This is a genomic window from Segatella copri (assembly GCF_949820605.1).
Classification (GTDB): Bacteria; Bacteroidota; Bacteroidia; order Bacteroidales; family Bacteroidaceae; genus Prevotella.
The window spans coordinates 1,338,572-1,361,176 of the sequence record NZ_CATKVU010000006.1 but is presented as its reverse complement, the minus strand read 5'-3'; the positions used below and the strand labels follow the sequence as shown (position 1 = coordinate 1,361,176).

Genomic DNA, 22,605 nt, shown 5'->3' with positions numbered 1-22,605 from the left:
TTTCTGCTGAAATATTCTTGTTTTTCTAGCTCTGAAGGCTACTCAAAAGAAGGATACTTCCTTTTTTTGCCTTCAAAGATACTATTTTATTTTCAAAACTACGATAGATTTTGCAGGAATTTTTACCTTAAGGGTGTTTTTCTTTACTTTTGCATCCTTAAAAACTGCAGGCTTCACTACATCCGGGTGTGCAAAGTCGTTGTAATCGCTCACCTTGTTGCAGGAAATAATCTGTCCTGTTACAGTTTTTGGAGCAGCTGCACCATCCAGATTAAACTCTACCTGCTGAGCCTTGTCAAGACTGACATTGGCAAGAGCAACCACAATGGTTCCATCTACCTTCTTGGCAGCTGAAGTAGATACCAGTGGAATCTTTCTTCCATCTCTTGCGTGATCATCGCCGCGAACATCCATAGAGTCGCACTTTACATCCATTGGGAGATAGGTTGCCTCCTGGAAGTCCTTGTACATGTTGAATACATGATAGGTTGGAGTCAGAACCATGTGACCTGTTCCCTTTGTATCTGTCAGGATCATTGACTGGAGTACGTTGACAATCTGTGCGATATTGGTCATCTTCACACGCTCTGTATGGCGGTGGAATACATTCAGCGAGAGTGCAGCAACGAAGGCATCGCGCATACAGTTCTGCTGATAGAGGTGGCCCTTGATAGTGCCAGGCTCCTCATCCCACCAGGTTCCCCATTCGTCAACGAGGAGGGCTACCTGCTTCTTTGGATCAGCCTTGTCCATGATAGCCTCGTGCTTCTTGATGACATCTTCTATGCCGAGCGCCTTGCCCATGGTCCAGTAGTAATCCTCATTGTTGAACTTGGTGGCAGAACCCTTGCTGCCTGTCCAGCCTGTTACTGTATAATAATGTAGAGAGATGGCGTTGGCACGGTTGCCGATACGGTCCATCAATACCTTAGTCCAGTTATAATCGTAATCGCTCGCTCCAGATGCAATCTTATAGAGTTGGTTTCCGTCATAGTTGCGGCAATAAACAGAGTAGCGGCGGAAGAGATCTGAATAATACTCAGGACGCATGTTGCCACCGCAGCCCCAACTCTCGTTACCAACACCGAGGTATTTTACCTTCCAAGCCTTGTCGCGGCCGTTCTGTCGGCGGAGTTTTGCCATAGGAGTATCTCCATCGCTGGTCATATATTCCACCCACTTTGCTAATTCCTCAACAGTGCCTGAACCCACGTTACCGCTGATGTAAGGCTCGCAACCCAACATCTCGCAGAGATTCAGAAACTCGTGTGTACCGAAAGAGTTGTCCTCAATGGTTCCACCCCAGTTGTTGTTCTGCATCTTTGGTCGCTTCTCACGTGGACCGATACCATCCATCCAGTGATACTCGTCAGCGAAGCATCCTCCAGGCCATCTTAATACAGGCACTTTCAGGTCCTTGAGGGCTTGGAGCACGTCGTTGCGGTAGCCCTGAGTGTTAGGAATCTTAGAATGAGGACCTACCCAAAGACCACCATAGATACAACTTCCGAGATGCTCGGCAAACTGGCCATAAATCTCTTTATTGATTTTCTGTGTTCCCTGGTTGGCATGGATTGTTCCTGTTACATCCTGAGCTTGAACTGAGAATGCAACTGCTGTTGAAAGCAATGTGGTAGCGAAAAGTTTCTTCATCATTGTTCTTATTAATTGTTGTCGATTTTAAGTATAATACGTTTGTGGAGGAGGAATCCCCACAAACGTATTTATCGTTTATTTACTTTTTGTTCTCAACTGCTGCCTTTTCGATAGCAAGACCAGCCTTGTAGGTTTCAATATATTTATCAAAACCGGCTACGTCTTCGGCAGTAGGTGCAATTTCTACACCAGTATTGCCTGCAAATACCTTCTTGTCGAGATAATCTGCCAGGCTCAACTTCTCTTCGTTGTTAACGAGATAACCTGCGAGCAGGGCGATACCCCATGCACCACCTTCGCCTGCTGTCTCCATGACAGAGATAGGGGAGTTAATGGCTGCAGCGAGGATGCGCTGACCTACACCCTTGGTCTTGAACAAACCGCCATGACCTGTGATGCGATCTACCTGTACCTTCTCGTCCTTGAACAATACATCGTTACCAATCTTCAGTACAGCTACTGAAGCATAGAGGTTGGCACGCATGAAGTTGGCAAGGTTGAAGTGGTCGTTGGCAGAACGTACGAACATAGGGCGACCTTCTGCAAGACCTGTTACAGGCTCACCAGAGATATAGTTGTAAGCAATCAATCCTCCGCAATCAGCATCGCCTTCAAGAGCGTGGTTGTAGAGCTTGCCGAATACCTCGTTCATATCTACTGGAACACCGAGCAACTCCTGATATTGCTTGAACAAACCTACCCATGCATTGAGGTCGGAAGTACAGTTGTTGCAGTGAACCATTGCTACAGGGCTGCCGTCTGGAGTAGTTACCATATCAATGACTTCGTAAGGTTTGCTCAAGGCTTTCTCCAATACAATCATAGAGAAAGAAGATGTACCTGCACTGACGTTACCTGTGCGCTGACGTACAGCGTTGGTAGCTACCATACCAGTACCTGCATCACCTTCTGGAGGACAGAGTGGGGTGCCAGCCTGGAGTGTGCCTGATGGGTCGAGTTTCTTTGCACCTTCCTCGGTCAATACACCAGCATCTTCGCCTGCATTCAGTACCTCAGGGAGAATGTCGAGAATCTTCCAGCCCAGGTTCTTAGGCTCGATGAGCTTATCGAACTTAGCTACCATCTCGGCATCGTAGTTGTTGGTGTTAGAGTCGATAGGGAGCATACCTGATGCATCGCCTACGCCCAAAACCTTCTTGCCTGTGAGCTGCCAGTGGATATAACCGGCGAGAGTGGTAAGGAAGTCAATCTTGTTGATGTGGTCCTCACCATTCAGGATAGCCTGATATACGTGAGAGATACTCCAACGCAATGGGATGTTGAAGTGGAAGAGTTCTGAAAGTTCAGCTGCAGCCTTGGCTGTATTGGTGTTACGCCATGTGCGGAAAGGAACGAGAATGTTCTCATCCTTGCCGAAAGCCATGTAGCCGTGCATCATCGCAGAAATACCGATGGCAGCCAACTGCTTGATTTCGCAGTCGTACTCAGCCTTCACGTTCTTGCGGAGGTCGGCATAACAATCCTGCAAACCTTTCCAGATTGTGTCGATGCTGTAAGTCCAGAGACCATCAACCAACTGGTTTTCCCACTCAAAGCTACCCTGTGCGATAGGGTTGTTGTCGGTGTCGATCAAGACAGCCTTGATTCGGGTAGAGCCAAACTCGATACCGAGAATGGCCTTACCTGATTCTATAATAGTTTTTGCGCTCATTATTGATTCTTTCTTTAATGTAAGGAACAAAGAGAAAAGCAATGGAATTCTTCACTCTTCGTTCTTTACTCTTCACTTAAATTATCTCAACGCCTTGTTGAGCATGTAGTAAATCTCGTTGTTGCGGAGCTGCTGCTTGAAGCTGCTGATAGTTGTGTTCTTGTCGATGTTGACGAACTCAATACCGAGAATCTCGCAGAAGTCTTCCCAGTACTCAGCAGTGATATCGTAAGAGAATGCACTGTGGTGAGTACCACCAGCGAGGATCCAAGCACCTGCACCAATCTCGAAGGTTGGCTGTGGAACCCAGAGAGCTGAAGCTACAGGGAGCTTAGGCATTGCCTTTGGCTCGATGCACTCTACCTCACTTGCGATGAGACGGAAACGATTGCCGAGGTCAACTACAGTTGCCTTAACACCCTTACCAGTCTTAGATGTGAATACCAAACGGGCAGTCTGCTGCTTGCGGATACCGATGCCGAGGAAGTGAACCTCGAGCTTTGGCTTGTCTGAAGCAATCAATGGGCATACCTCGAGCATGTGGCTTTGGAGGCTAGATGTGCGGTCGGCAGCGAAGTTGAGTGTGTAGTCCTCGAGGAATGAGCAACCCTTCTCCAAGCCCTGGTTCATTACCCAGAGTGTGCGGTAGAGGCAAGCTGTCTTCCAGTCACCCTCAGCACCGAAACCATAACCCTCTGCCATCAGGCGCTGTGAAGCCAAACCAGGAATCTGGTCGAAACCGCAGAAGTTTGGATCATCGATGTCTGCATCGCCGAGGTCATCGAAGTTGGTTGTGAATGCTACTGCGTTCTCATCTTTCAATACGCGACGGAGAGCGATTTCAGCCTTAGCTGCGTTCTTCACCTTCTCCCAATATACTTCCTCGCCAGACTCATCAATCTTGATGGTGTACTCCTTCTTGTACTCCTCAACGAGAGCATCAGCTTCTGCATCAGTAACCTTCTTGTAGTACTCCATGAGTGAAGATACTGGGTAGTAATCTACATGGTAACCCAAGCGCTGCTCGAACTCTACACGGTCGCCATCTGTTACGGCAACGTTGTTCATGTTCATACCGAACATCAAGCAGCGTACGTTGTGAGCATCAGCAACACCTGCAGCTACGCGAGCCCATGTTGCAATCTGCTTCTGAGCCTCTTCGCTCTTCCAGTAACCTACAACTACCTTTCTAGGGATGCGCATACGGGTGCAGATGTGACCGAACTCGATGTCGCCGTGGGCTGACTGGTTGAGGTTCATGAAATCCATATCGATAGAATCCCAAGGGAGTTCTGCATTGTACTGAGTGTGGAAGTGGAGGAGAGGCTTCTCGAGAGCCTGCAAGCCCTTGATCCACATCTTAGCTGGAGAGAAGGTGTGCATCCATGTGATGATACCTACGCACTTCTCATCGTTGTTGGCAGCCTTCATCACAGCCTCTACTTCTGCAGAAGAGTTAGCTGTGCCCTTGTAAACTACCTTGATTGGGATGATGCCACTGTTGTTCAGACCATCTACCATGTCCTTTGAGTGACCATCAACTATCTTAACTGTTTCGCCTCCGTAAAGAAGCTGTGCACCAGTTACAAACCATACCTCTAAATTTTCAAATGCTTTAATCATGATTGTTTGTTGTATTAATTGTTATTGTTATGTGATTTATTATCTTTATTTGAAACACTGTTGATTAGTGCTTTTTCTGTCCGTAGTAAGCGTTAGGGCCGTGCTTGCGGTTGAAGTGCTTCTCTACGAGCAATGGGTTCATGGTGGTGTTTGGATTCACAGAGAATGAGATGAAAGCCATCTTTGCTACCTGTTCAGCTACTACTGCGTGATAAACAGCCTGGTCTGCATCCTTACCCCATGTAAAAGGACCATGGTTCTTAACCAATACGCCAGGAGTATGAACTGGGTTGATGTTATCTTTCTTGAAACGGTCAACGATGACAACACCTGTGTTGTGCTCATATTTTGCCATCATATCCTCTGTCATCGCATCAGTGCAAGGGATGCAATCGTGGAAGTAATCAGCATGAGTTGTACCAATGTTAGGGATGTCCAAGCCAGCCTGTGCCCAAGCGGTAGCATAAGTAGAGTGAGTATGAACTACGCCACCCAACTCTGGGAATGCGCGGTAGAGAACCAGGTGGGTTGGTGTATCAGATGATGGATTCAGATCGCCTTCTACTACCTTACCTGTTTCCAAGTCTACCACTACCATATCGCTAGCCTTCATGGTGTCATAATCGACGCCTGATGGTTTGATGACAACCAGACCTTTCTCGCGGTCGATGCCACTCACATTACCCCATGTAAAGAGCACGAGGTTGTGCTTAACGAGATCAAGGTTCGCCTTGAACACTTTTTCTTTTAATTCTTCTAACATAATATCTTTTGTTTTAAGTTGTTTATTCTATTTCAAGTTGAACGATGGGTCTTCCTCGTATGCTTTCTTGTTGAAGCGGTAGAGGGCGGCACCTCGTTTTGAGTTTACTTTATCGATGAGTTCTGTCTTCTCGATGAAGTCGATATCCTTCACGCGCTTGCGGAAGTTGCGCTTATCAATCTCTTCGCCTATTACTGCCTCGAATACATGCTGAAGCTGTGTCAGCGTAAAGAGGTCTGGGAGGAGTTTGAAGCTTAATGGCTCATGATTGATGCGGCGGCGTATCTGTGCGATAGCGTTGCGGATCATGAGTTTGTGGTCTGAGTAAAGTTCTGGAAGTTCGTTCAGACTAACCCATTCCAATCCGTGTTCTACACGGAGGCTGTCGTCATAGTCTTTCACATTGATGAGAGCACAATAGGCGATAGAGATAACTCGCTCACCTGGGTCACGGTCGATGCGCCCGAAAGCTCCTACTTGTCTTATATAGAGGTTTTTCATTCCAGTAAGTTCCAGGATGACTCTGTTGGCTGCATCTTCGAGATTTTCTGTTGCACCAACGAAACCACCATAGAGTGACCATTCGCCTCTTCCCGGGTCCATCTTGCGTTTGCCTATCAGTACCTGGAGGTTACTACCGTCGAAACCGAAAATGATACAATCGACGGATACTAATACTTTGGAGTATTCATTATAAAACTGGGTCATGGTCTTTCTGCTGTTTTGATGTAATGATTCAATGTATGTATTGTTGTGTTCTTTTGCTTGCTCTTCATAGAGCAGCTTCGAGAGGAAAATCAAGGAGTAAGAAGGAGAAGAGAGGATCGCGGATTTTTTCAACAGAAACAGTTTTGTCTGATCTTTGAGAAAATTCCAGACTCCTCGCTTCTTACTCCTGACGTGAATAAAATTTTACCAGAAGTATGCGTAGAATGCTGCGCAGAGGCCGATTACTACGAGGGTACCGATAATATCGAAGGCACCCCAGCTCTCACGGATAGACTTCTTGAAGTCGGATGTGAAGGTGATTGCCTCTACCTGCTCCTTGCTTGGAGCTGGGGTGAAGCAGCTTACTACTACCATGAAGATGATGAGGAATACGAGCAACCAGCACTCGAATACGAGCCAGTTGGTCTGCCAGAACCATGCGGTGTAATCCCAGAATGCACCATCCATTGTTGCCTTACCTGTGTCAGTAATGACGTTGGTAACGAGGCGGAGCATACCGATGAGGAAACCTGTAATCATGGTATATTCACCTGCCTTTGGAGTAATCTTCTTGAAGAAGATACCCATTGCAAATACGGCTACCATGGCTGGCGCCAAGAGTGACTGGATACCCTGGAGATAGTTGTACAAAGTATCCATCTTCATCATAATTGGCAACCATGCGAAACCCAGAACCACAACTACTACGGTAGCGATACGGCCAACGAGTACGTAGTGAGCCTCAGACATTCCCTTCTTCAATGGTTTGTAGAAGTCCTCGGTGAAGAGGGTAGCACAGCTATTGAAGAATGCTGCCAATGAAGCAACGAGTGCGCAGATGAAACCGATGGTTACGATACCCTTGATACCTGCAGGAAGAACGGTCTTTACCATGATGGCGAAGGCTGCATCAGTCTCATTCATCTGGATGGCACCCTTCTGAGCCAAGGCTGCTGCAATCATACCTGGGATGAGGAACATGAAGCAAGGGAGTACCTTGAAGAAACCAGCTGCGATAGTACCGCGGCGGGCACGCTTCATAACCTCTACGTTGCTCTCGCCAGGAACCTGACCCAATACACGCTGAACGATGTGCTGGTCAGTACACCAGTACCAGAAACCGATGATGGTTGCACCGATGAATACTACGAAACCAGGATACTCCTGATACATAGAGTCACCTGCCTCCCAGTGGAACATGTGGGTTGTACCGTAGCCGTTGTTCAACTTGCCGCAGTAATCCATCATGTCGGCCCAACCAGCAGCGATGCTGCCACCGCCAAGGGTAGAGAGACCGAGGAAGAGTACGAGGAAAGAACCGATGACGAGGATAGGAGTCTGGATAGTTGACAATGTCATCACACCCTTCATACCACCGAATACGGTGAAGATGGTGGTAAGGATGATCAAGCCGATGGCACCAACCCAGAAGTTCAAGCCCCAAAGATATTCGAAGAAGATACCACCTGTAAGGGCTGTAACGCTCACCTTAGTAAGGATGTAAGCTACGAGGGTGATGATAGAGAGCCATGAACCTGTGCGCTGGGTATAGCGGAACTTTAGGAAGTCTGGCATGGTGATGATCTTACCCATCTTGTTGATGAGCAACTGGTAGAAAGGTACGAACAGCCAACCCAAGATGAGGATCATCCAGCCCTGCATCTCCCAGTGTGCCATACCGACACCACTCTTGGCACCTGTACCAGCCAAACCAACGAGGTGCTCAGAACCAATGTTGGCAGCAAAGATAGCCATACCGATTACATACCATGGCTCACCCTTACCGAAGAGGTAGGCAGAAGAGTCTTCACCTTTCTGAGCCTTTCTGTCTTTCACGATTGCGTGCCAGACAGCCCAAATTACGCCGATAACACCAATGGCGAGTATAGCCCAATCAAGCCATACGAATTCTGTTGAATTCCAATTCATAATTACTATAAGATTGTTTGTTTATTATTATTTGTTTATTCTTTTCTTTTATTGGATGCTTTATTCCGTAGGCGTTCCGGCGGATTTGCTATCCGCCGGTAAGCAAGTTGTCATTAGCTTTGCCTTTCCTTATTTCTTTACGCTGAATTTGTAAGCGAGGTGAGAATAGTATTTCTCTCCTGGCTTCAATGTAGCGTCAGTCCAATCCTTTACGCCCTGAGCAATCTTGGTTGGAGAATCAGGATATTTCTGGCTCTCGAAGCAAACGCTTACGTGTTTAGGATACTTGATGCCATGCTTGCAGGCAATACCCGTGCCTTGGAAGTTACCGGTGTAAACCTGAATGCCTGGCTCGTTGGTAAATACTTCAAGAAGGATACCGCTCTTTGGTGAGTAGAGGCTTGCGCAAACTGTTTTGTCATCGCCCTTACCATTCTTATATGTGTTCAAACACCAGTTGTGGTCGTAACCTGTGGCATTCTTTATCTGATCAAAGTTATAATCAACCTTCTTGCCGATTTCTGCAGGTTTACGGAAATCCATAGGGGTTCCCTCGACACTCTTGATTTCACCAGTTGGGATGTAAAGTGAATCTGCAGGTGTGAACTTATCTGCATTGATGTACATTATCTGATCGAAACCTTCCTTAGATGGATCGCCATTCAAGTTGAAGTAACTGTGGTTGGTCATATTGACAACGGTCTCTTTGTCTGTTGTAGCGCCAAACTCGATGTCGAGTGTGTTGTCACTCTTGACAGTATATTTAGCTGTTGCTGTTACGTTGCCAGGGAAACCATTCTCGCCATCCTTCGCATTGATAGTGAAGGTAACGGATGAGTCGTTCTTCTCTGTAATGTCGTAAACCTGGTTCAACCATCCTGTAGCACCACCACCATGCAGGCAGTTGCCATTATCATTTGCCTTCAACTGGTATGTTGAACCAGCAAGTGAAAGTTTAGCATCCTTGATACGGTTGGCATAACGTCCTACAGAAGAACCATAATCTGAAGGAGAGTTAAGGGTGTCAGCATACTGATGGATATTATCGTAACCAAGAACCACATCTGTTGGCTTTCCGTCCTTGTCTGGAACGGAAATGGAAACGACACGTCCACCATAATTGGTGAGGCAAACTTCCATGCCGTTTGCATTCTTGAGAGTTACTAACTCAGTCTTCTTGCCCAATACTGTTGAATCGAAATCTGCTGGATTCAAACCAGATTGTGTGAGACTTGCATTGCTGCTTGTTGAACAAGCTGAGAGGGTAGCGATAGCCGCAAAACCAACTCCCATAAATAGGGTCTTAAATGTACTCATTTTTAGGCTGTTTTTTATTGTCTATTCATTTTGGGTGTAAAATTACAATTTTATTTCGAATCTGCAAGAGTTTTCCCTAACTTTTTTTCTTCTAAAGTGTCTTTTTAACACTATTTGTATGAAAACTCCTGTTTTTGACTTATTTGGGACAAAAAAAGAGGGTGTGTCATAAGTCTGTGACGCACCCTTTTTTTTGTGTGTTTCTGTATCTTCTAGTTGAATCGTAGTCTTTCTTCACAAAGGGAATCTTATTATATTGTATAGAAACTTTACTTTTCTTGTTTTATCGATAACAAAACAGCCCCAAAGCTCACAAAAGGGCATAATTGTCCCAGACGGTAAAACTGTCCAAATTGAGTTTTATCGTTTTATCCCCAAATATTTCTTCAAATTGAATCCTATACCGAACAACCCTATGTCCATGTAAACTTTGTCCTTTCCGAAATGCCTGAATCGCTTATAATGCATATCTGCCTTCATCTGCCCAAATACAGCTTCCGGCTCTATCGGTCGCTGGCTTCTGTGTTTCAAGCCCTCTTCAGACGTTAGTAGCAGGAAGGCTTCCTTTTTATATGCATTCAGTTTATGGTTGACATATATGGTTCTGTTGCCTTTGGATTTCTTGCAGAGACTTCCAAGCGGACATCCATCACATCGTTGTGCTCTATATAATGTAATGACAGACACATAGCCGGAGTCACTTTTCGTTTGCCGTTGTCCACAAGGTTCCATGTGTTGTCCCATGGGGCAGACATAATAGTCATCATCCCTGTTGTAGTAGAAGTTCGCTTGGTTGAAGGCATCCTCCTTGAAAGGCTTATGCTGTTCCTTGTGAAACCAGTTGTACTTTACATAACCCATCATCTCTTCCATCTCTAGGTACTCGTAGTTCTCCTCCGAACCATACCCTGAGTCTGCGGTGACGCTCTTGGATTGCTTTCCATATCTTTTCTTGTACTTATCCAAAAAAGGCTTGAAGGTCAGGGTGTCTGTTGGATTGGGATAAAGGGCGAAATTCGTCCAATATTGATTCTCTGTCGCAATTTGAAGGTTATAGGCAGGCTTTGTCTGCCCATTGTTCATGGCATCTTCCTTGAGGCGCATGAAGGTCGCATCGGGATCAGTCTTGGAGTAACTGTTTCTCTCGCCCAGTATATCCAGTGATTTTTCATACTCGCGCAGTTTGTCCGAGGCTTTGAACAAGTGATCTATCTGAGTATTTAGCTTTTGCTTCTCTCTTCCTGTAAGCTTTGCCTTAGGAAGGTTCTTAGCTTGCCTCTCACACAAACGTGCACTTCTCTCTACATCCTTGGCGGAAGTGGCTGGCTCGCTGTCTTCTTCCTTAATGTCACTCCCGCCATTCAGGCGAATTTGTTCTTTTATCTGAGCCAATGCAGCAGAGGTCTTTTCCAAGAGCTTAGCCCTGTTCTTTTCCACAGTCTTCTTCCATACAAACGTGTACTTGTTTGCTTTCGACTCTATCTTAGTGCCATCAACATATTGTTCCTCCAGACTAATCACGCCCTTTTCAGCCAATATGGAGACGACTGCATCAAAATAAAAGTCGATGCATTTAATCATATGATGGGATCTAAAGCGGTTGATTGTTGCGAAAGATAATTGCTTACCTCCACAAATCCACATATAGCGAACATCGTATTTAAGTGCGTCCGCTATGCCACGACAGGAATAAACGCCATTGATATAGGCAAAAACAACTAAACTTAGAAGCATCTTCGGACTGTAAGGAGGAGCACCAATCCCATCATAGGTATCCATGAGAGGGTTGATGTCCATACTGCGAACAATACGATCCACCATACGAACTTTGCTGTCTTTTGGCACATAATCATCGAAAGAGTTAGGAAAAAAGCTCAATTCGTGCCGAGTTTCAGATTTTATTTGTATCTTTGCCATACTTAAAGAAGTTTTCTGCAAAGATACAAATCTTTTGCGGAAAGGCAAAGCCCGAGCTTGTGAAAGTTTGGGCTTTGTTGTAAATAAAAATGTTTTTTAAAGATTTCGTATCTGTGAAAAGGCAAAAAATAAAAAGGGGTGCGCCACAGACTTATGACACACCCTCTCCTTATATTATATATAATGTATATATTAGCAAACCTTGTGAGAACCCTCAGAGATGATTACAGGGTAAATCTCTGGAGCATGACCATATTTAGCAGTGAACTTAGCTGTAACGTCCTCAACGAACTTGTCGTAGATATCGTCCTTTACCAAGTTGATGGTGCAGCCACCAAAGCCTCCACCCATGATTCGGCTACCAGTAACACCATTCTCCTTAGCCACTTCAGTCAAGAAGTCGAGTTCCTCGCAGCTTACCTCGTATTCCTTGCTCAAGCCGTGGTGAGTCTCGTACATCTTCTGACCTACAGTCTCGTAGTCACCCTTCACAAGAGCATCGCAGACAGCCAATACGCGGTCCTTCTCGCCCAATACGTAGTGAGCGCGGCTGTAATCCTCTTCGCCTATCTCAGCGCGAACCTCTTCCAACTGCTCCCATGTGCAATCACGGAGAGTTTCGAACTTTGCTTCTGGGTGCTTTGCTGCAATGTGCTTAACGACATTTTCGCAAGAGTTGCGGCGGTCGTTGTATGGAGAACCTGCCAACTCGTGCTTTACCTTAGAGTTTACCAGGCAGAGTTTATAGCCTTTAGGCTCGAATGGGAAGTATTCAAATTCGCGGCTGTTGCAATTGAGGCGCATCAACTTACCTTCCTTACCGAAAACAGAAGCGAACTGGTCCATGATACCGCAGTTAACACCTACATACTTGTGCTCAGTAGCCTGACCTGCAAGAACAAGATCCCATTTAGAAACCTTGTTGTCACCAAAGAGGTCGTTCAAAGCAAAAGCAAAACAGCTTTCAAGAGCAGCTGATGAAGACATACCAGCACCGAGAGGCACATCACCATAGAATGCTGCATTGAAACCCTTCACGTCAACGCCCAAAGCCTTCATCTCCTGGCAAACACCGTAGATGTAACGTGCCCATGAAGCGCGTGGACCTTCAGGATCATTAACCTTGAATTCTACACGGTCCTTCAAGTCGATAGAGTAGAGCATGACGGTATCTGTTCCGTTAGGACGGATTTCTGCCATGATACCCTTATCTACTGCACCTGGGAAAACAAATCCACCATTATAATCGGTATGCTCGCCAATCAAGTTAATACGACCAGGTGACATGTATATGTTACCTGTTTTACCATCGAAATGCTTGATGAAGCGGCTTCTTACTTTTTCTATATCCATAATTAGTTATGTTTTTGTTGTGTTGTTACTAAAGATTTATTATAAGATTTAGCCCCAAGACTATATATGCCTTAGGACTAATTTATTTCGTGTTATTAATCAACAGGAATATCCTTGTTGATGTTCTTGCAACCAGCTACAGCATAGAAGAACATGTATGCCATACAGATGAGAGGCACAATGTAGCTGGCCATATAGCCAGCGTTGTCTGCGATGAAGTTCTGTACCAATGGCATCAATCCGCCACCTACTACCATCATCATGAAGATACCTGAAGCCTGGGCTGTATACTTGCCAAGACCCTCAGTAGCAAGGTTGAAGATAGAAGACCACATGATAGAAGTGCAGAGACCGCAGAGTACCAGGAACATGGCAGCGATAGGCACTGTTACCATCTGGAATGATGTACCTGTAAACACAGGCATTTCTACTGTTGTTGACTTGCCGAGAAGTACGGCGAGGATGATAAAGACCATACCTGCACCATTGGCGATAATCATCATCATGCGGCTAGATACCTTGTCAGCAATAAAACTGGAGCAAAGACGACCAACAAGCATCAGAAGCCAGTATGTACCTGCAACGAAACCACCGATAGCTGCTGCATTTGCCAAGGCTGTACCATTGATGAAACCACCACCATTTGCTGTTGTATCAGAAATGTAGAAGTTCAATGTTCCAGGAATGCCTACCTCAACACCTACATAAACGAAGATTGCAATAACGCCGAGGTTGAAGTGGCGGAAAGCCCATGGTGAATGCTCGAATACAGTCTTGTCTGTAGTCTTACCCATCTCTGGATCCTGGATAGGGATGAAGTTCAAGATAACGAATGCTGCTGCGAATACGGCAAGGGCAATGTAAAGTACGAGATTCACATCTACCATTTTGGTATTAGCAGTAACTGTACCGATAAGGGCACCTACGAGCATTGGGGTTAAAGTTCCGGATAAACTGTTCAATGTACCACCGATGAGGTTCAACTGGTTACCGCGGTTACCACCACCACCGATGAGGTTCAACATTGGGTTTACAACAGTATTCAAAATACAAACTGCGAAACCTGAGATGAACGCACCGAAGAGGTAAACGGCGAAGCCTGAGATGTCGGCACCGAACTTACCGGAAAGGAACTGGATGAGCACGCCTACGAATCCGGTAGCGATACCGGTGAGGGCAGTCTTCTTGTAACCGATCTTGGTGAGCAACTTACCTGCAGGGATACCCATGAAGAGGTAAGCCAGGAAGTTCATGGCGTTACCCAACATACCGATCATGTTAGCACTTCCGCTGTCAGCGAATACATTTTTCCAAATGACTCCGATAGGAGCAGCCAAATTCGTTACGAACGAAATCATGGCGTAGAGGAACATCATCGTGATAATGGCGATGATATTGCCATTTTTACTTTGGTTTTCCATTTTTTTTGATAGTTGATATTGTTATTTGTTATTATTATTTGCGAAAAGCTTGTTTATACTCTTTTTGAAGAGGTTATTGATTCTCTTTTATGGTAAAGAGGTTGTTACTCTTTTCTTCTAAGAGGTTGTTTCTTCTTTAAAGACGTTAAGACTTCTCTTTAAGATTGTTGTCGCGCTGGATGGATTTTGTCATTCAAGCGCGAAAATGGAGCAAGTGCTGTTTAGAGTACCTGCTCCATGATTTATTCTGATTTATTTGTCAATTCCAAACTTATAGATAGTCTTCTGGGTGTATGTTTCACCCGGATTTAATCTACAACTTGGGAAATAGGTGTGATTTGGAGTGTCTGGGAACTTCTGTGCCTCGAAGCAGACAGCACTGCGACGTGGGAATGTTGCACCAAACTGTCCTGAGATACCTTCAAGGAAATTACCTGTGTACATCTGCAAACCTGGTTCTGTGGTATAAACCTCCATGGTACGGCAGCTTACAGGGTCTTTTATACGGGCAGCGAAACTCAACTCACCTTCTTCTGTCTTGTTCAATACAAAGTTGTGGTCATAGCCCTGACCATTCTTGATCTGCTCGTTGTCTGCATTGATGTCCTGACCAATTGGCTTTGGTGTACGGAAATCGAATGGTGTGCCCTCAACCTTCAAAATCTCACCTGTAGGGATAGAATACTCATCGATAGGGAGATAGTAGTTTGCGTTTACCTCACAGATGATATTGTCAACTGTTGGGGTAGGATTAGCAATACCCTGGATTGAGAAGAATGCGTGATGTGTCAGGTTGCAGATGGTTGTCTTGTTGGTTGTAGCCTGATACTTGATAACGAATTCATTGTTGTCGGTCAATGTGTAAGCTACCCAAACTGTCAACTCACCAGTGAAGCCTTCTTCACCATAAGGGCTCGTGTATTTCAACACGACAGCGTTATCACTCATGCGGGTTGCATCCCAAACTTTGGTGTGGAAACCTGTAGGTCCACCATGCAGGTGGTTGCGACCATTGTTGCATGCCAAGTGATACTCCTTGCCGTGAAGTATGAACTTGCCTTCTTTAATACGGTTGCCATAACGACCGATGAGCACACTCAAGAATGGCTCTGGTGAGTTGATGACGTCCTGTATGTTGTCATGACCCTGGATGAGGTTGGCATAGTTGCCATCCTTGTCAGGCATCATGATGGCTACGACTGCTCCACCATAGTTAGTCACTGCAACTTCGTTGCCTTGCTTGTTTCTTAACACGAAGAGATCAGTCTTCTTGCCATTCACTGTGGTCTGAAAATCTTCTCTTTTCAAACCACACTTATTTGCTGGTTCTGTATTCATAATATCTCATTTTTTTTAGTTACCTTACTTTGGTTTAAGTAATGTACTGCAAAGTAACTAAAAAAAAACGAGTATTACAAATATTTTATGAACTTTTTGATTTAAAAAATCCTAAAACGATTCTGATAGCAAATCGGCAACGACGTAACTTGATCCGCCAATAAAGATAAAATCATCTTTTTTCGCGTTTGCTTTTGCTTTGTTAAATGCCTGTGCGATAGTTTGATAGCATGTTCCGTTTAAGCCGTGCTTTTGTGCGTATCCGTATAATTTGTCTACAGGAATCGCTCTTTTGGTTGATGGCTGCGTCCAATAGAAAATCGTGCTTTCTTTTGGCAACTTTTCTAATAGTCCCATTACATGTTCTACATCTTTGTCGTCAACCATTCCGAAGACAATATGTTTCGTATCGGCTTTGGCGGATGCAATCTGAGGTTCCAGATACTCCCATCCGGCAAGGTTATGTCCCGTATCACAGATGGTGAGAGGATGCTCGTTGAGTTTTTCCCATCTGCCACGTAAGCCTGTCAGCTCGCATACATGTTCGAAGCCGTTCTTTATGTTTTCATCTTTGATTTCTATTCCTTCTTCCTTCAGGCATTCTACGGCTGCGGATATGGTGCAGAAGTTCTTTTTCTGATAGTTGCCTTTCAGTTCAAAGTTCATGTCTGCGTTAGTTGCATGTGCAAAATGGATAGAAGAATTCTGCTCATAGGCTTTCTTGATGAACACAGGTTGGGTCTCTTCGTTCCATTCGCCAATGACGACAGGAATCTGAGGTTTGATGATACCCGCCTTTTCGCCTGCAATCTCGCCGAGTGTATTCCCGAGGAATTGGGTGTGGTCAAAACTGATGTTCGTGATAACGGATAGGATAGGAGTGATGATGTTGGTACTGTCCAGTCTTCCTCCCAATCCAACTTCAATGACGGCAAAGTCTACCTTTTGTTCTGCAAAATACTGAAATGCCATCATGGTGGTCAGTTCAAAGAACGAAGGATGTAGCAGTTCGAAGAATTTCCGGTTGTTTTCTACAAAGTCGATTACATACTCTTCGCTTACCATCTCACCATTTACGCGAATGCGTTCTCTGAAATCTACAAGATGTGGAGATGTGAACAGGCCGACCTTATAGCCCTGGCTCTGCAGGATTGCAGCAAGGGTATGGGATGATGAACCTTTTCCGTTGGTTCCTGCAATGTGGATACATTTATATTGGTTATGAGGATGTCCAAAGTGTTCGTCCATTTTATACATCGTATCAAGCCCAGGTTTGTATGCCTTGGCTCCAATCTTTTCAAAAACCGGCGTGCTGGTGAAAAGATATTCAACAGTTTCTTGATAATTCATGTTATATGTTATACCTTATTATATATACAGATAATCCCCGAAAAGAGCGAACCGTTCTTTCGAAGATAGTTCGCCCTCTTCGGGGATTGCTCTTTACTGTTTATTTTTTAAAGAGATTCTTGAAACTTTCAAAGAGAGATTTCTTCTCTGCATTATCTGCTTTGAAATTATCACATTCCTTGAATTTCACAACAAGATTCTTTTCTTCTTTGGTCAGAGAGGTAGGGATGAAAACGGTAATATTGACGATAATATCACCACGACCATAACCATATCCCTTAATAGCCGGCATACCTTTGCCACGCAAACGGATCTGTTTGCCTGGTTGTGTGCCAGGTTCTATTTTGATCTTCGTCTTACCATCCAAGGTAGGGACTTCTACCTCGCCACCCAAAGTGGCAGTTGCAAAGTCAAGAACAAGATTATGGTATAAGTCCTGACCAACACGCTCGAAATCATTGTTCTTTTCTACGCTTACCATTACCTGTAGGTTTCCGTAGAGACCATTGTGCTTGCCTTGGTTACCCTTTCCTTCAACGGTAACAACCATATCGTTGTCGACACCTGCAGGGATATTGATTTCTACGAGTTCCTCGCCCTTCACGATTCCGTCGCCACCGCATTCCTTACATTTGTTCTTGATGATAGTTCCCTCACCGCCACACTTTGTACATGCAGCCTGAGTTTGCATCATGCCGAACATGCTGCGTACCGTTTTTAAGACATAGCCGCTTCCATGACATTCCGGACATGTTTCTGGCTGGGCACCACCTTCGCAACCTGTTCCGTGACATGCAGAGCAAGTTACATCCTTGCGAATCTTGAAGCGTTTGGTAACACCTGTTGCTGCTTCCTGAAGAGTCAGTTTTACTCTTACGCGAAGGTCGCCACCCTGGTAAACCCGCTTCTGTGAGCCGCCACCGAAACCGCCGCCACCAAAGCCGCTGAAACCGCCGTGTCCGCCAAAGATATCTCCAAACATAGAGAAGATGTCGTTCATGTCCATGCTGGCACCACCGCCGAATCCGCCGAATCCACCTTGTGGGCCGTCGAAACCAAACTGGTCATACTGCTGGCGCTTCTGGGCATCGTGGAGAACTTCGTAAGCTTCGGCAGCTTCCTTGAATTTCTCTTCCGCCTCTTTGTTGCCAGGGTTGCGGTCTGGATGATACTTGATGGCTATCTTTCGATACGCCTTCTTTATTTCGTCTTCTGATGCCGACTTGTCTACGCCCAGCACCTCATAATAGTCTCTCTTAGCCATTTGCTTATTTCAAATATTGAATTTTCTTGCAGAATTCTAATGGAATGTTCTGGATTTTGAAAAATAATTCTTGATATTTCTTTCTTACTGACCTACAGCTACCTTGGCATGGCGAATCACCTTGTCGTTCATCGTATAACCTGTCTGGACGCAGTCAATGATCTTTCCCTTCTTGTCATCGCCCATTCCCGGAACCATAGCAATAGCCTCGTGGAAATCTACATCGAAATCCTTGTCGTTGGTTTCAATCTTCTTTACGCCAAGACCTTCGAGTGTCTTTACGAACTTGTTGAAAATCATCTGGACACCTTCCTTGATAGCCTTAGGGTCTTCGCTCTTGTCAGCGATGGCACGCTCAAAGTCGTCGAGAATAGGCAGAATAGCAGCTACAGTCTTCTCGCCGCCATTCAAAATCAGTTCTGCTTTCTCTTTGAGGGTACGCTTGCGGTAATTCTCAAACTCAGCAGTCTTATAGAGCAACTGTTTCTTGAGTTCCTCTACCTCTTGCTGTGCTTTTGTTAAAGGATCAATCTCTTCTGCCTTCTTGTCAGCAGCGTCTGTATTGTTGTCACCTTCTTCTGCCTTGTTGTCAGTATTCTGATTTTCCTCAGTATTTTCATTTTGAGTTGTCTGCTCATTATTTTCATTCTGAACAGTCTCCTGAACGTTTCCGTCCTCTATATTGATTTCTTTTTCTTTTGACATAGTCTTAAATTTTTTAAACATGATAATTCTTGTTATTGGTTGTTTGACAAAAAGTGTGCCAACCCGATTCTCATCGAATTGGCACTATTAAATTATAAGATAATTTGTGGTTGCTGTTTAAAACAGCAGAATAACTTTCTGTTTAGAATCCGTACATCTTAGCCTTCTGCTCCTTGATAGCTTCATCGTAGATATACTCATCATAAGACATGAGCTTGTCGATGGTGCCTGATGGAGTGAGCTCGATGATACGGTTTGCCACGGTGTTGATGAATTCGTGGTCGTGGCTAGAGAAGAGGATATTGCCCTTGAAACCTACCAGGTTGTTGTTGAATGCCTGAATACTCTCCAGGTCCAAGTGGTTGGTTGGTGTATCAAGAATCAGGCAGTTGGCGTTCTGCAACTGCATGCGTGCAATCATACATCTCATTTTTTCACCTCCGGAGAGGACATTTACCTTCTTCAGTACTTCTTCGCCGCTGAAGAGCATTCTTCCGAGGTAGCCCTTCATGGCAACTTCGTTACCTGGACCATACTGGCTCAACCAGTCTACCAGGTTCTTGTCGCTCTGGAAGAATTCTGTATTATCGAGTGGGAGATAAGCTGTTGTGATAGTAACACCCCACTTGTAGTCACCTGCGTCAGCCTTTCGGTTGCCGTTGATGATTTCGAAGAGTGCTGTCATCGCCTTAGGGTTGTGAGAGAGGAATACTACCTTCTCGCCCTTTTCTATGTTGAAGTTTACATGGTCGAAGAGCACTGTTCCGTCTTCGTCGCATGCTTTCAGTCCCTCTACCTCCAGAATCTGGTTACCTGGCTCACGGTCCATCTGGAAGATGATGCCTGGGTATTTACGGCTTGATGGACGGATTTCTTCAACGTTCAGTTTCTCCAGCATCTTCTTGCGGGATGTAGTCTGCTTACTCTTGGCAACGTTAGCTGAGAATCGGCGGATGAATTCTTCCAACTGCTTCTTCTTCTCTTCAGCCTTCATCTTCTGGTTCTGAGCCTGGCGGAGAGCCAACTGAGAACTCTCGTACCAGAAAGAGTAGTTACCTGCAAACATCGTAATCTTACCGAAGTCGATATCTACGGTCTGGGTACTTACAGCATCGAGGAAGTGACGGTCGTGAGATACTACGAGTACGGTCTGTTCAATGTTGCTGAGATAGTCTTCCAACCACTCAACTGTGTCGAGGTCGAGGTCGTTGGTAGGCTCATCGAGAAGGAGGTTGTCTGGGTTGCCGAAGAGTGCCTTTGCCAGCATCACGCGCACCTTCTCTGTATTAGAGAGTTCTCCAACGAGTTTGTCGTGGCGTTCTTCCTTTACACCGAGGTTCTGCAGAAGTTGTGCGGCATTACTTTCTGCCTCCCAACCATTCATTTCTGCAAACTTGAGCTCCAGCTCAGCAGCGAGGTTACCATCTTCTTCTGTCATCTCTGGCTTAGCATAGAGGCGCTCGCGCTCCTTCATGTTTTCCCATAATGGCTGATGGCCCATCAGAACGGTATCCATCACGCGGAAATCGTCATATTTGAAGTGGTCCTGTTCCAAGACAGAAAGTCGCTCGCCTGGTCCCATTTCTACTGTACCCTTGTTTGGTTCAAGGTCGCCGCTGATAGCGCGGAGAAAAGTAGATTTTCCGGCACCGTTAGCACCGATGATACCATAAATATTACCATGAGTGAACTTGAGGTTTACATCCTTGTAAAGCACTCTCTTTCCGAATTGGATCGCAAGATTTTGTACTGTAATCATCTTAATTTTATAAGTCCCTTATTATCAATTATTTATAAATTCTTGTTTTCTGTTGCTTGCATATTGCTGACAAATGCGTTTAGTATAGCTTGTCGCCGTAAAGCGAACCCATGCCATCAATTTGGTTGTTTGAGTTGAACTCAACTTTACCGCATCTTACGGTATCGTAGTAGAATCCATTGCTCCTTATTACATAGAAGTAAAGCATTGGCTTCATATATACATAGTAGAATGTGGATGGAGTAGAGCTGGCTGCATCGCTTCTAGTGCATGATATTGTGTTGTATGTCAGGAATGTCTTGTTCCAGTGCTGACTTCCGTGACTAACTGAATACTGAGCATAGTATGACTTGCCGACCAAATCATTAGTCTTTGTGCATGGAGTGTCTTCTGATTTAGTGAAGCTCATTGTTTCCGTTTTCTTTCCTTCCCATCTGTCGTTATATGTAATGGTCATAGAAAGCTTGTTTGAGCTTAAGCTGTTCACTACATATTTCGTTTCGTTGCCGAAGTACTTGTTGCTTACGGTAATCGTGTCCCCTTTGATGCTGTAATCTCCTTCATCAAGAAACTTGTTTGAGATAAGAGAAGCGTTGTGCTTGTCAGACGAGAATGAAACGAAGTAGTAGTTGCCGCCTCTCCATACTCCGACAATATTATTGTCGTGGATCTTGTAGTTAGGCTGCTCTGCTCCTGGAGTTGTTCCGTCATCATCGCTACTGCTGCATGACGTGAATGATACTCCTGCAAGAAGTACCATTGCTGCTAGTAATGCCTTCTTCATAATCCTTATATATGTTACTGTAATCATATATACGTTATAACTGTCTGAATTCAATATTTTATTAATCTTAATTTCCGTTTGCTTGCGTATTGCTTGCAAAATTTATATTATTGTCACAACGTAAATCCCTGCGCAAAATCTTTCTGCGTAGAATTTGTTCTTTCTAAGCTCATCAACAAGTTTTCTGACGCAAGAGCTTTCTGTTTCTATTAAGGCAAAGCCTAAGCCGATATACCCCATCTTTTCTATTGCTATTCTAGAGTTTACAAGTTTGTTTACGGCCTCGTCACCTTGGTACATAAAGTATCCGTAGAAGTCTGCGTCTGGTCTTATGTCATCAAATTGTTTCCCGCTGATTATTAACTTGGAACTCGCTTCCGATTCTTCGAAAAAGCGCGCTACATCTTCGCAAGCTCTTGCTAGATCGAATCTATTGTAGATTTTCCCGTCAAGGATTTCTTTAGCTGTTTTCATATATCACTACTAATTTCTATTTTCTTGTTTTCTTTCTCTTCGTAGTTTGAGAAGTATTGCACCTGCATCTCATGCTTGATGTTGTCTATGCTTAGATATATAGACCTCTTCGAGCCTTTGGATGGGTTGTAGTGCCACATATACATATCAATTCCTTCCCATTTCATGTCCCCGTTTTCCCCTTCAGGGTACTTCTGTTTGTATTGCTTGAGAAGTGTGAAGTATGCGTCCTCCAGTTCGCTTTGAGTCCTATTTTCGAAAATGAACTTTACTTGCGTGATAGAGTCGTTGCTAGTGTCGTAATGCACTTCTTCTCTTACGTTAGTAAAACCCGCAAATTTTACCTTGAACTTTTTTACTCCAGAAACCGTTTCGTAAGGTTTGTATCCCCTTGTCGCAAGGAAAGCTGCGTATTTCTTGCTGGTTGTATATATGTCTCTTCCCATTACTACTTGCGAATAAGAAGCACTGGAGAATAATGCTGCTGTTAATATGATTAATATTCTCTTCATAATATCAACATTTATTGTCGTAATCATCTTAATTTTATAAGTCCTTTATTATCAATTATT

18 protein-coding genes are annotated in these 22,605 nt (G+C 44.7%); all 18 read right to left on the bottom strand.

The genetic code is table 11. From position 1 onward, the window contains the following. Positions 1–81 precede the first annotated feature (81 nt). The 18 genes from RCO84_RS06845 to RCO84_RS06760 all read right to left on the bottom strand — a co-directional run bounded on the left by RCO84_RS06845 (position 82) and on the right by RCO84_RS06760 (position 22,545). A complete protein-coding gene (locus RCO84_RS06845; RefSeq protein WP_317584450.1) occupies positions 82–1,656 on the bottom strand; it encodes an alpha-N-arabinofuranosidase in 1,575 nt (524 codons plus the stop codon). A 79-nt stretch (positions 1,657–1,735) separates the two neighbouring features. After that, positions 1,736–3,328, bottom strand: coding sequence for a xylulokinase (locus RCO84_RS06840; protein ID WP_119237337.1), 1,593 nt, complete (start codon positions 3,326–3,328; stop codon positions 1,736–1,738). A gap of 81 nt (positions 3,329–3,409) precedes the next feature. Next, positions 3,410–4,951 carry an L-arabinose isomerase gene (gene araA, locus RCO84_RS06835; protein WP_153121788.1) on the bottom strand — a complete coding sequence of 514 codons (1,542 nt, stop codon included), beginning with the start codon at positions 4,949–4,951 and terminating at the stop codon, positions 3,410–3,412. Between the two features lie 64 nt (positions 4,952–5,015). After that, positions 5,016–5,714 (bottom strand): L-ribulose-5-phosphate 4-epimerase, encoded by a 699-nt coding sequence (locus tag RCO84_RS06830; protein WP_317584448.1) that lies wholly within the window; start codon positions 5,712–5,714, stop codon positions 5,016–5,018. A gap of 27 nt (positions 5,715–5,741) precedes the next feature. After that, a complete protein-coding gene (locus RCO84_RS06825; protein WP_117727018.1) occupies positions 5,742–6,422 on the bottom strand; it encodes an NUDIX hydrolase in 681 nt (226 codons plus the stop codon). Positions 6,423–6,626: 204 nt separating this feature from the next. Beyond that, positions 6,627–8,351, bottom strand: coding sequence for a sodium:solute symporter (locus tag RCO84_RS06820; protein WP_117586870.1), 1,725 nt, complete (start codon positions 8,349–8,351; stop codon positions 6,627–6,629). Between the two features lie 129 nt (positions 8,352–8,480). Next, a complete protein-coding gene (locus RCO84_RS06815; protein WP_144151379.1) occupies positions 8,481–9,668 on the bottom strand; it encodes an aldose epimerase family protein in 1,188 nt (395 codons plus the stop codon). A gap of 360 nt (positions 9,669–10,028) precedes the next feature. Then, positions 10,029–11,585 carry an IS1182 family transposase gene (locus RCO84_RS06810; protein ID WP_317583344.1) on the bottom strand — a complete coding sequence of 519 codons (1,557 nt, stop codon included), beginning with the start codon at positions 11,583–11,585 and terminating at the stop codon, positions 10,029–10,031. A 192-nt stretch (positions 11,586–11,777) separates the two neighbouring features. Then, a complete protein-coding gene (galK, locus tag RCO84_RS06805; RefSeq protein WP_144155166.1) occupies positions 11,778–12,938 on the bottom strand; it encodes a galactokinase in 1,161 nt (386 codons plus the stop codon). A 95-nt stretch (positions 12,939–13,033) separates the two neighbouring features. Next, positions 13,034–14,359, bottom strand: coding sequence for an MFS transporter (locus tag RCO84_RS06800; RefSeq protein ID WP_264899543.1), 1,326 nt, complete (start codon positions 14,357–14,359; stop codon positions 13,034–13,036). 252 nt (positions 14,360–14,611) lie between these two features. Next, the gene (locus tag RCO84_RS06795; protein ID WP_264899545.1) at positions 14,612–15,697 is read right to left on the bottom strand and encodes an aldose epimerase family protein; all 1,086 of its coding nucleotides are present in this window, start codon (positions 15,695–15,697) and stop codon (positions 14,612–14,614) included. A 111-nt stretch (positions 15,698–15,808) separates the two neighbouring features. Continuing rightward, a complete protein-coding gene (locus tag RCO84_RS06790; RefSeq protein WP_317584446.1) occupies positions 15,809–17,047 on the bottom strand; it encodes a bifunctional folylpolyglutamate synthase/dihydrofolate synthase in 1,239 nt (412 codons plus the stop codon). A gap of 100 nt (positions 17,048–17,147) precedes the next feature. Then, complete coding sequence (dnaJ, locus tag RCO84_RS06785) at positions 17,148–18,311, bottom strand: molecular chaperone DnaJ (protein WP_264899549.1); 1,164 nt, start codon at positions 18,309–18,311, stop codon at positions 17,148–17,150. Between the two features lie 84 nt (positions 18,312–18,395). Beyond that, entirely contained in the window at positions 18,396–19,016 is a 621-nt protein-coding gene (locus RCO84_RS06780) for a nucleotide exchange factor GrpE (RefSeq protein ID WP_022122109.1), read from the bottom strand. 142 nt (positions 19,017–19,158) lie between these two features. After that, on the bottom strand, positions 19,159–20,775 hold the full coding sequence (locus RCO84_RS06775; protein ID WP_317584443.1) for an ABC-F family ATP-binding cassette domain-containing protein: 1,617 nt from the start codon (positions 20,773–20,775) through the stop codon (positions 19,159–19,161). Between the two features lie 79 nt (positions 20,776–20,854). Next, positions 20,855–21,559 carry a hypothetical protein gene (locus RCO84_RS06770; RefSeq protein ID WP_317584441.1) on the bottom strand — a complete coding sequence of 235 codons (705 nt, stop codon included), beginning with the start codon at positions 21,557–21,559 and terminating at the stop codon, positions 20,855–20,857. Positions 21,560–21,661: 102 nt separating this feature from the next. Beyond that, positions 21,662–22,033, bottom strand: a complete 372-nt coding sequence (locus RCO84_RS06765; RefSeq protein ID WP_317584440.1) for a hypothetical protein — start codon at positions 22,031–22,033, stop codon at positions 21,662–21,664. Continuing rightward, entirely contained in the window at positions 22,030–22,545 is a 516-nt protein-coding gene (locus RCO84_RS06760; RefSeq protein WP_317584439.1) for a hypothetical protein, read from the bottom strand. Before RCO84_RS06760 ends, RCO84_RS06765 begins: the two co-directional genes overlap by 4 nt. Positions 22,546–22,605 lie beyond the last annotated feature (60 nt).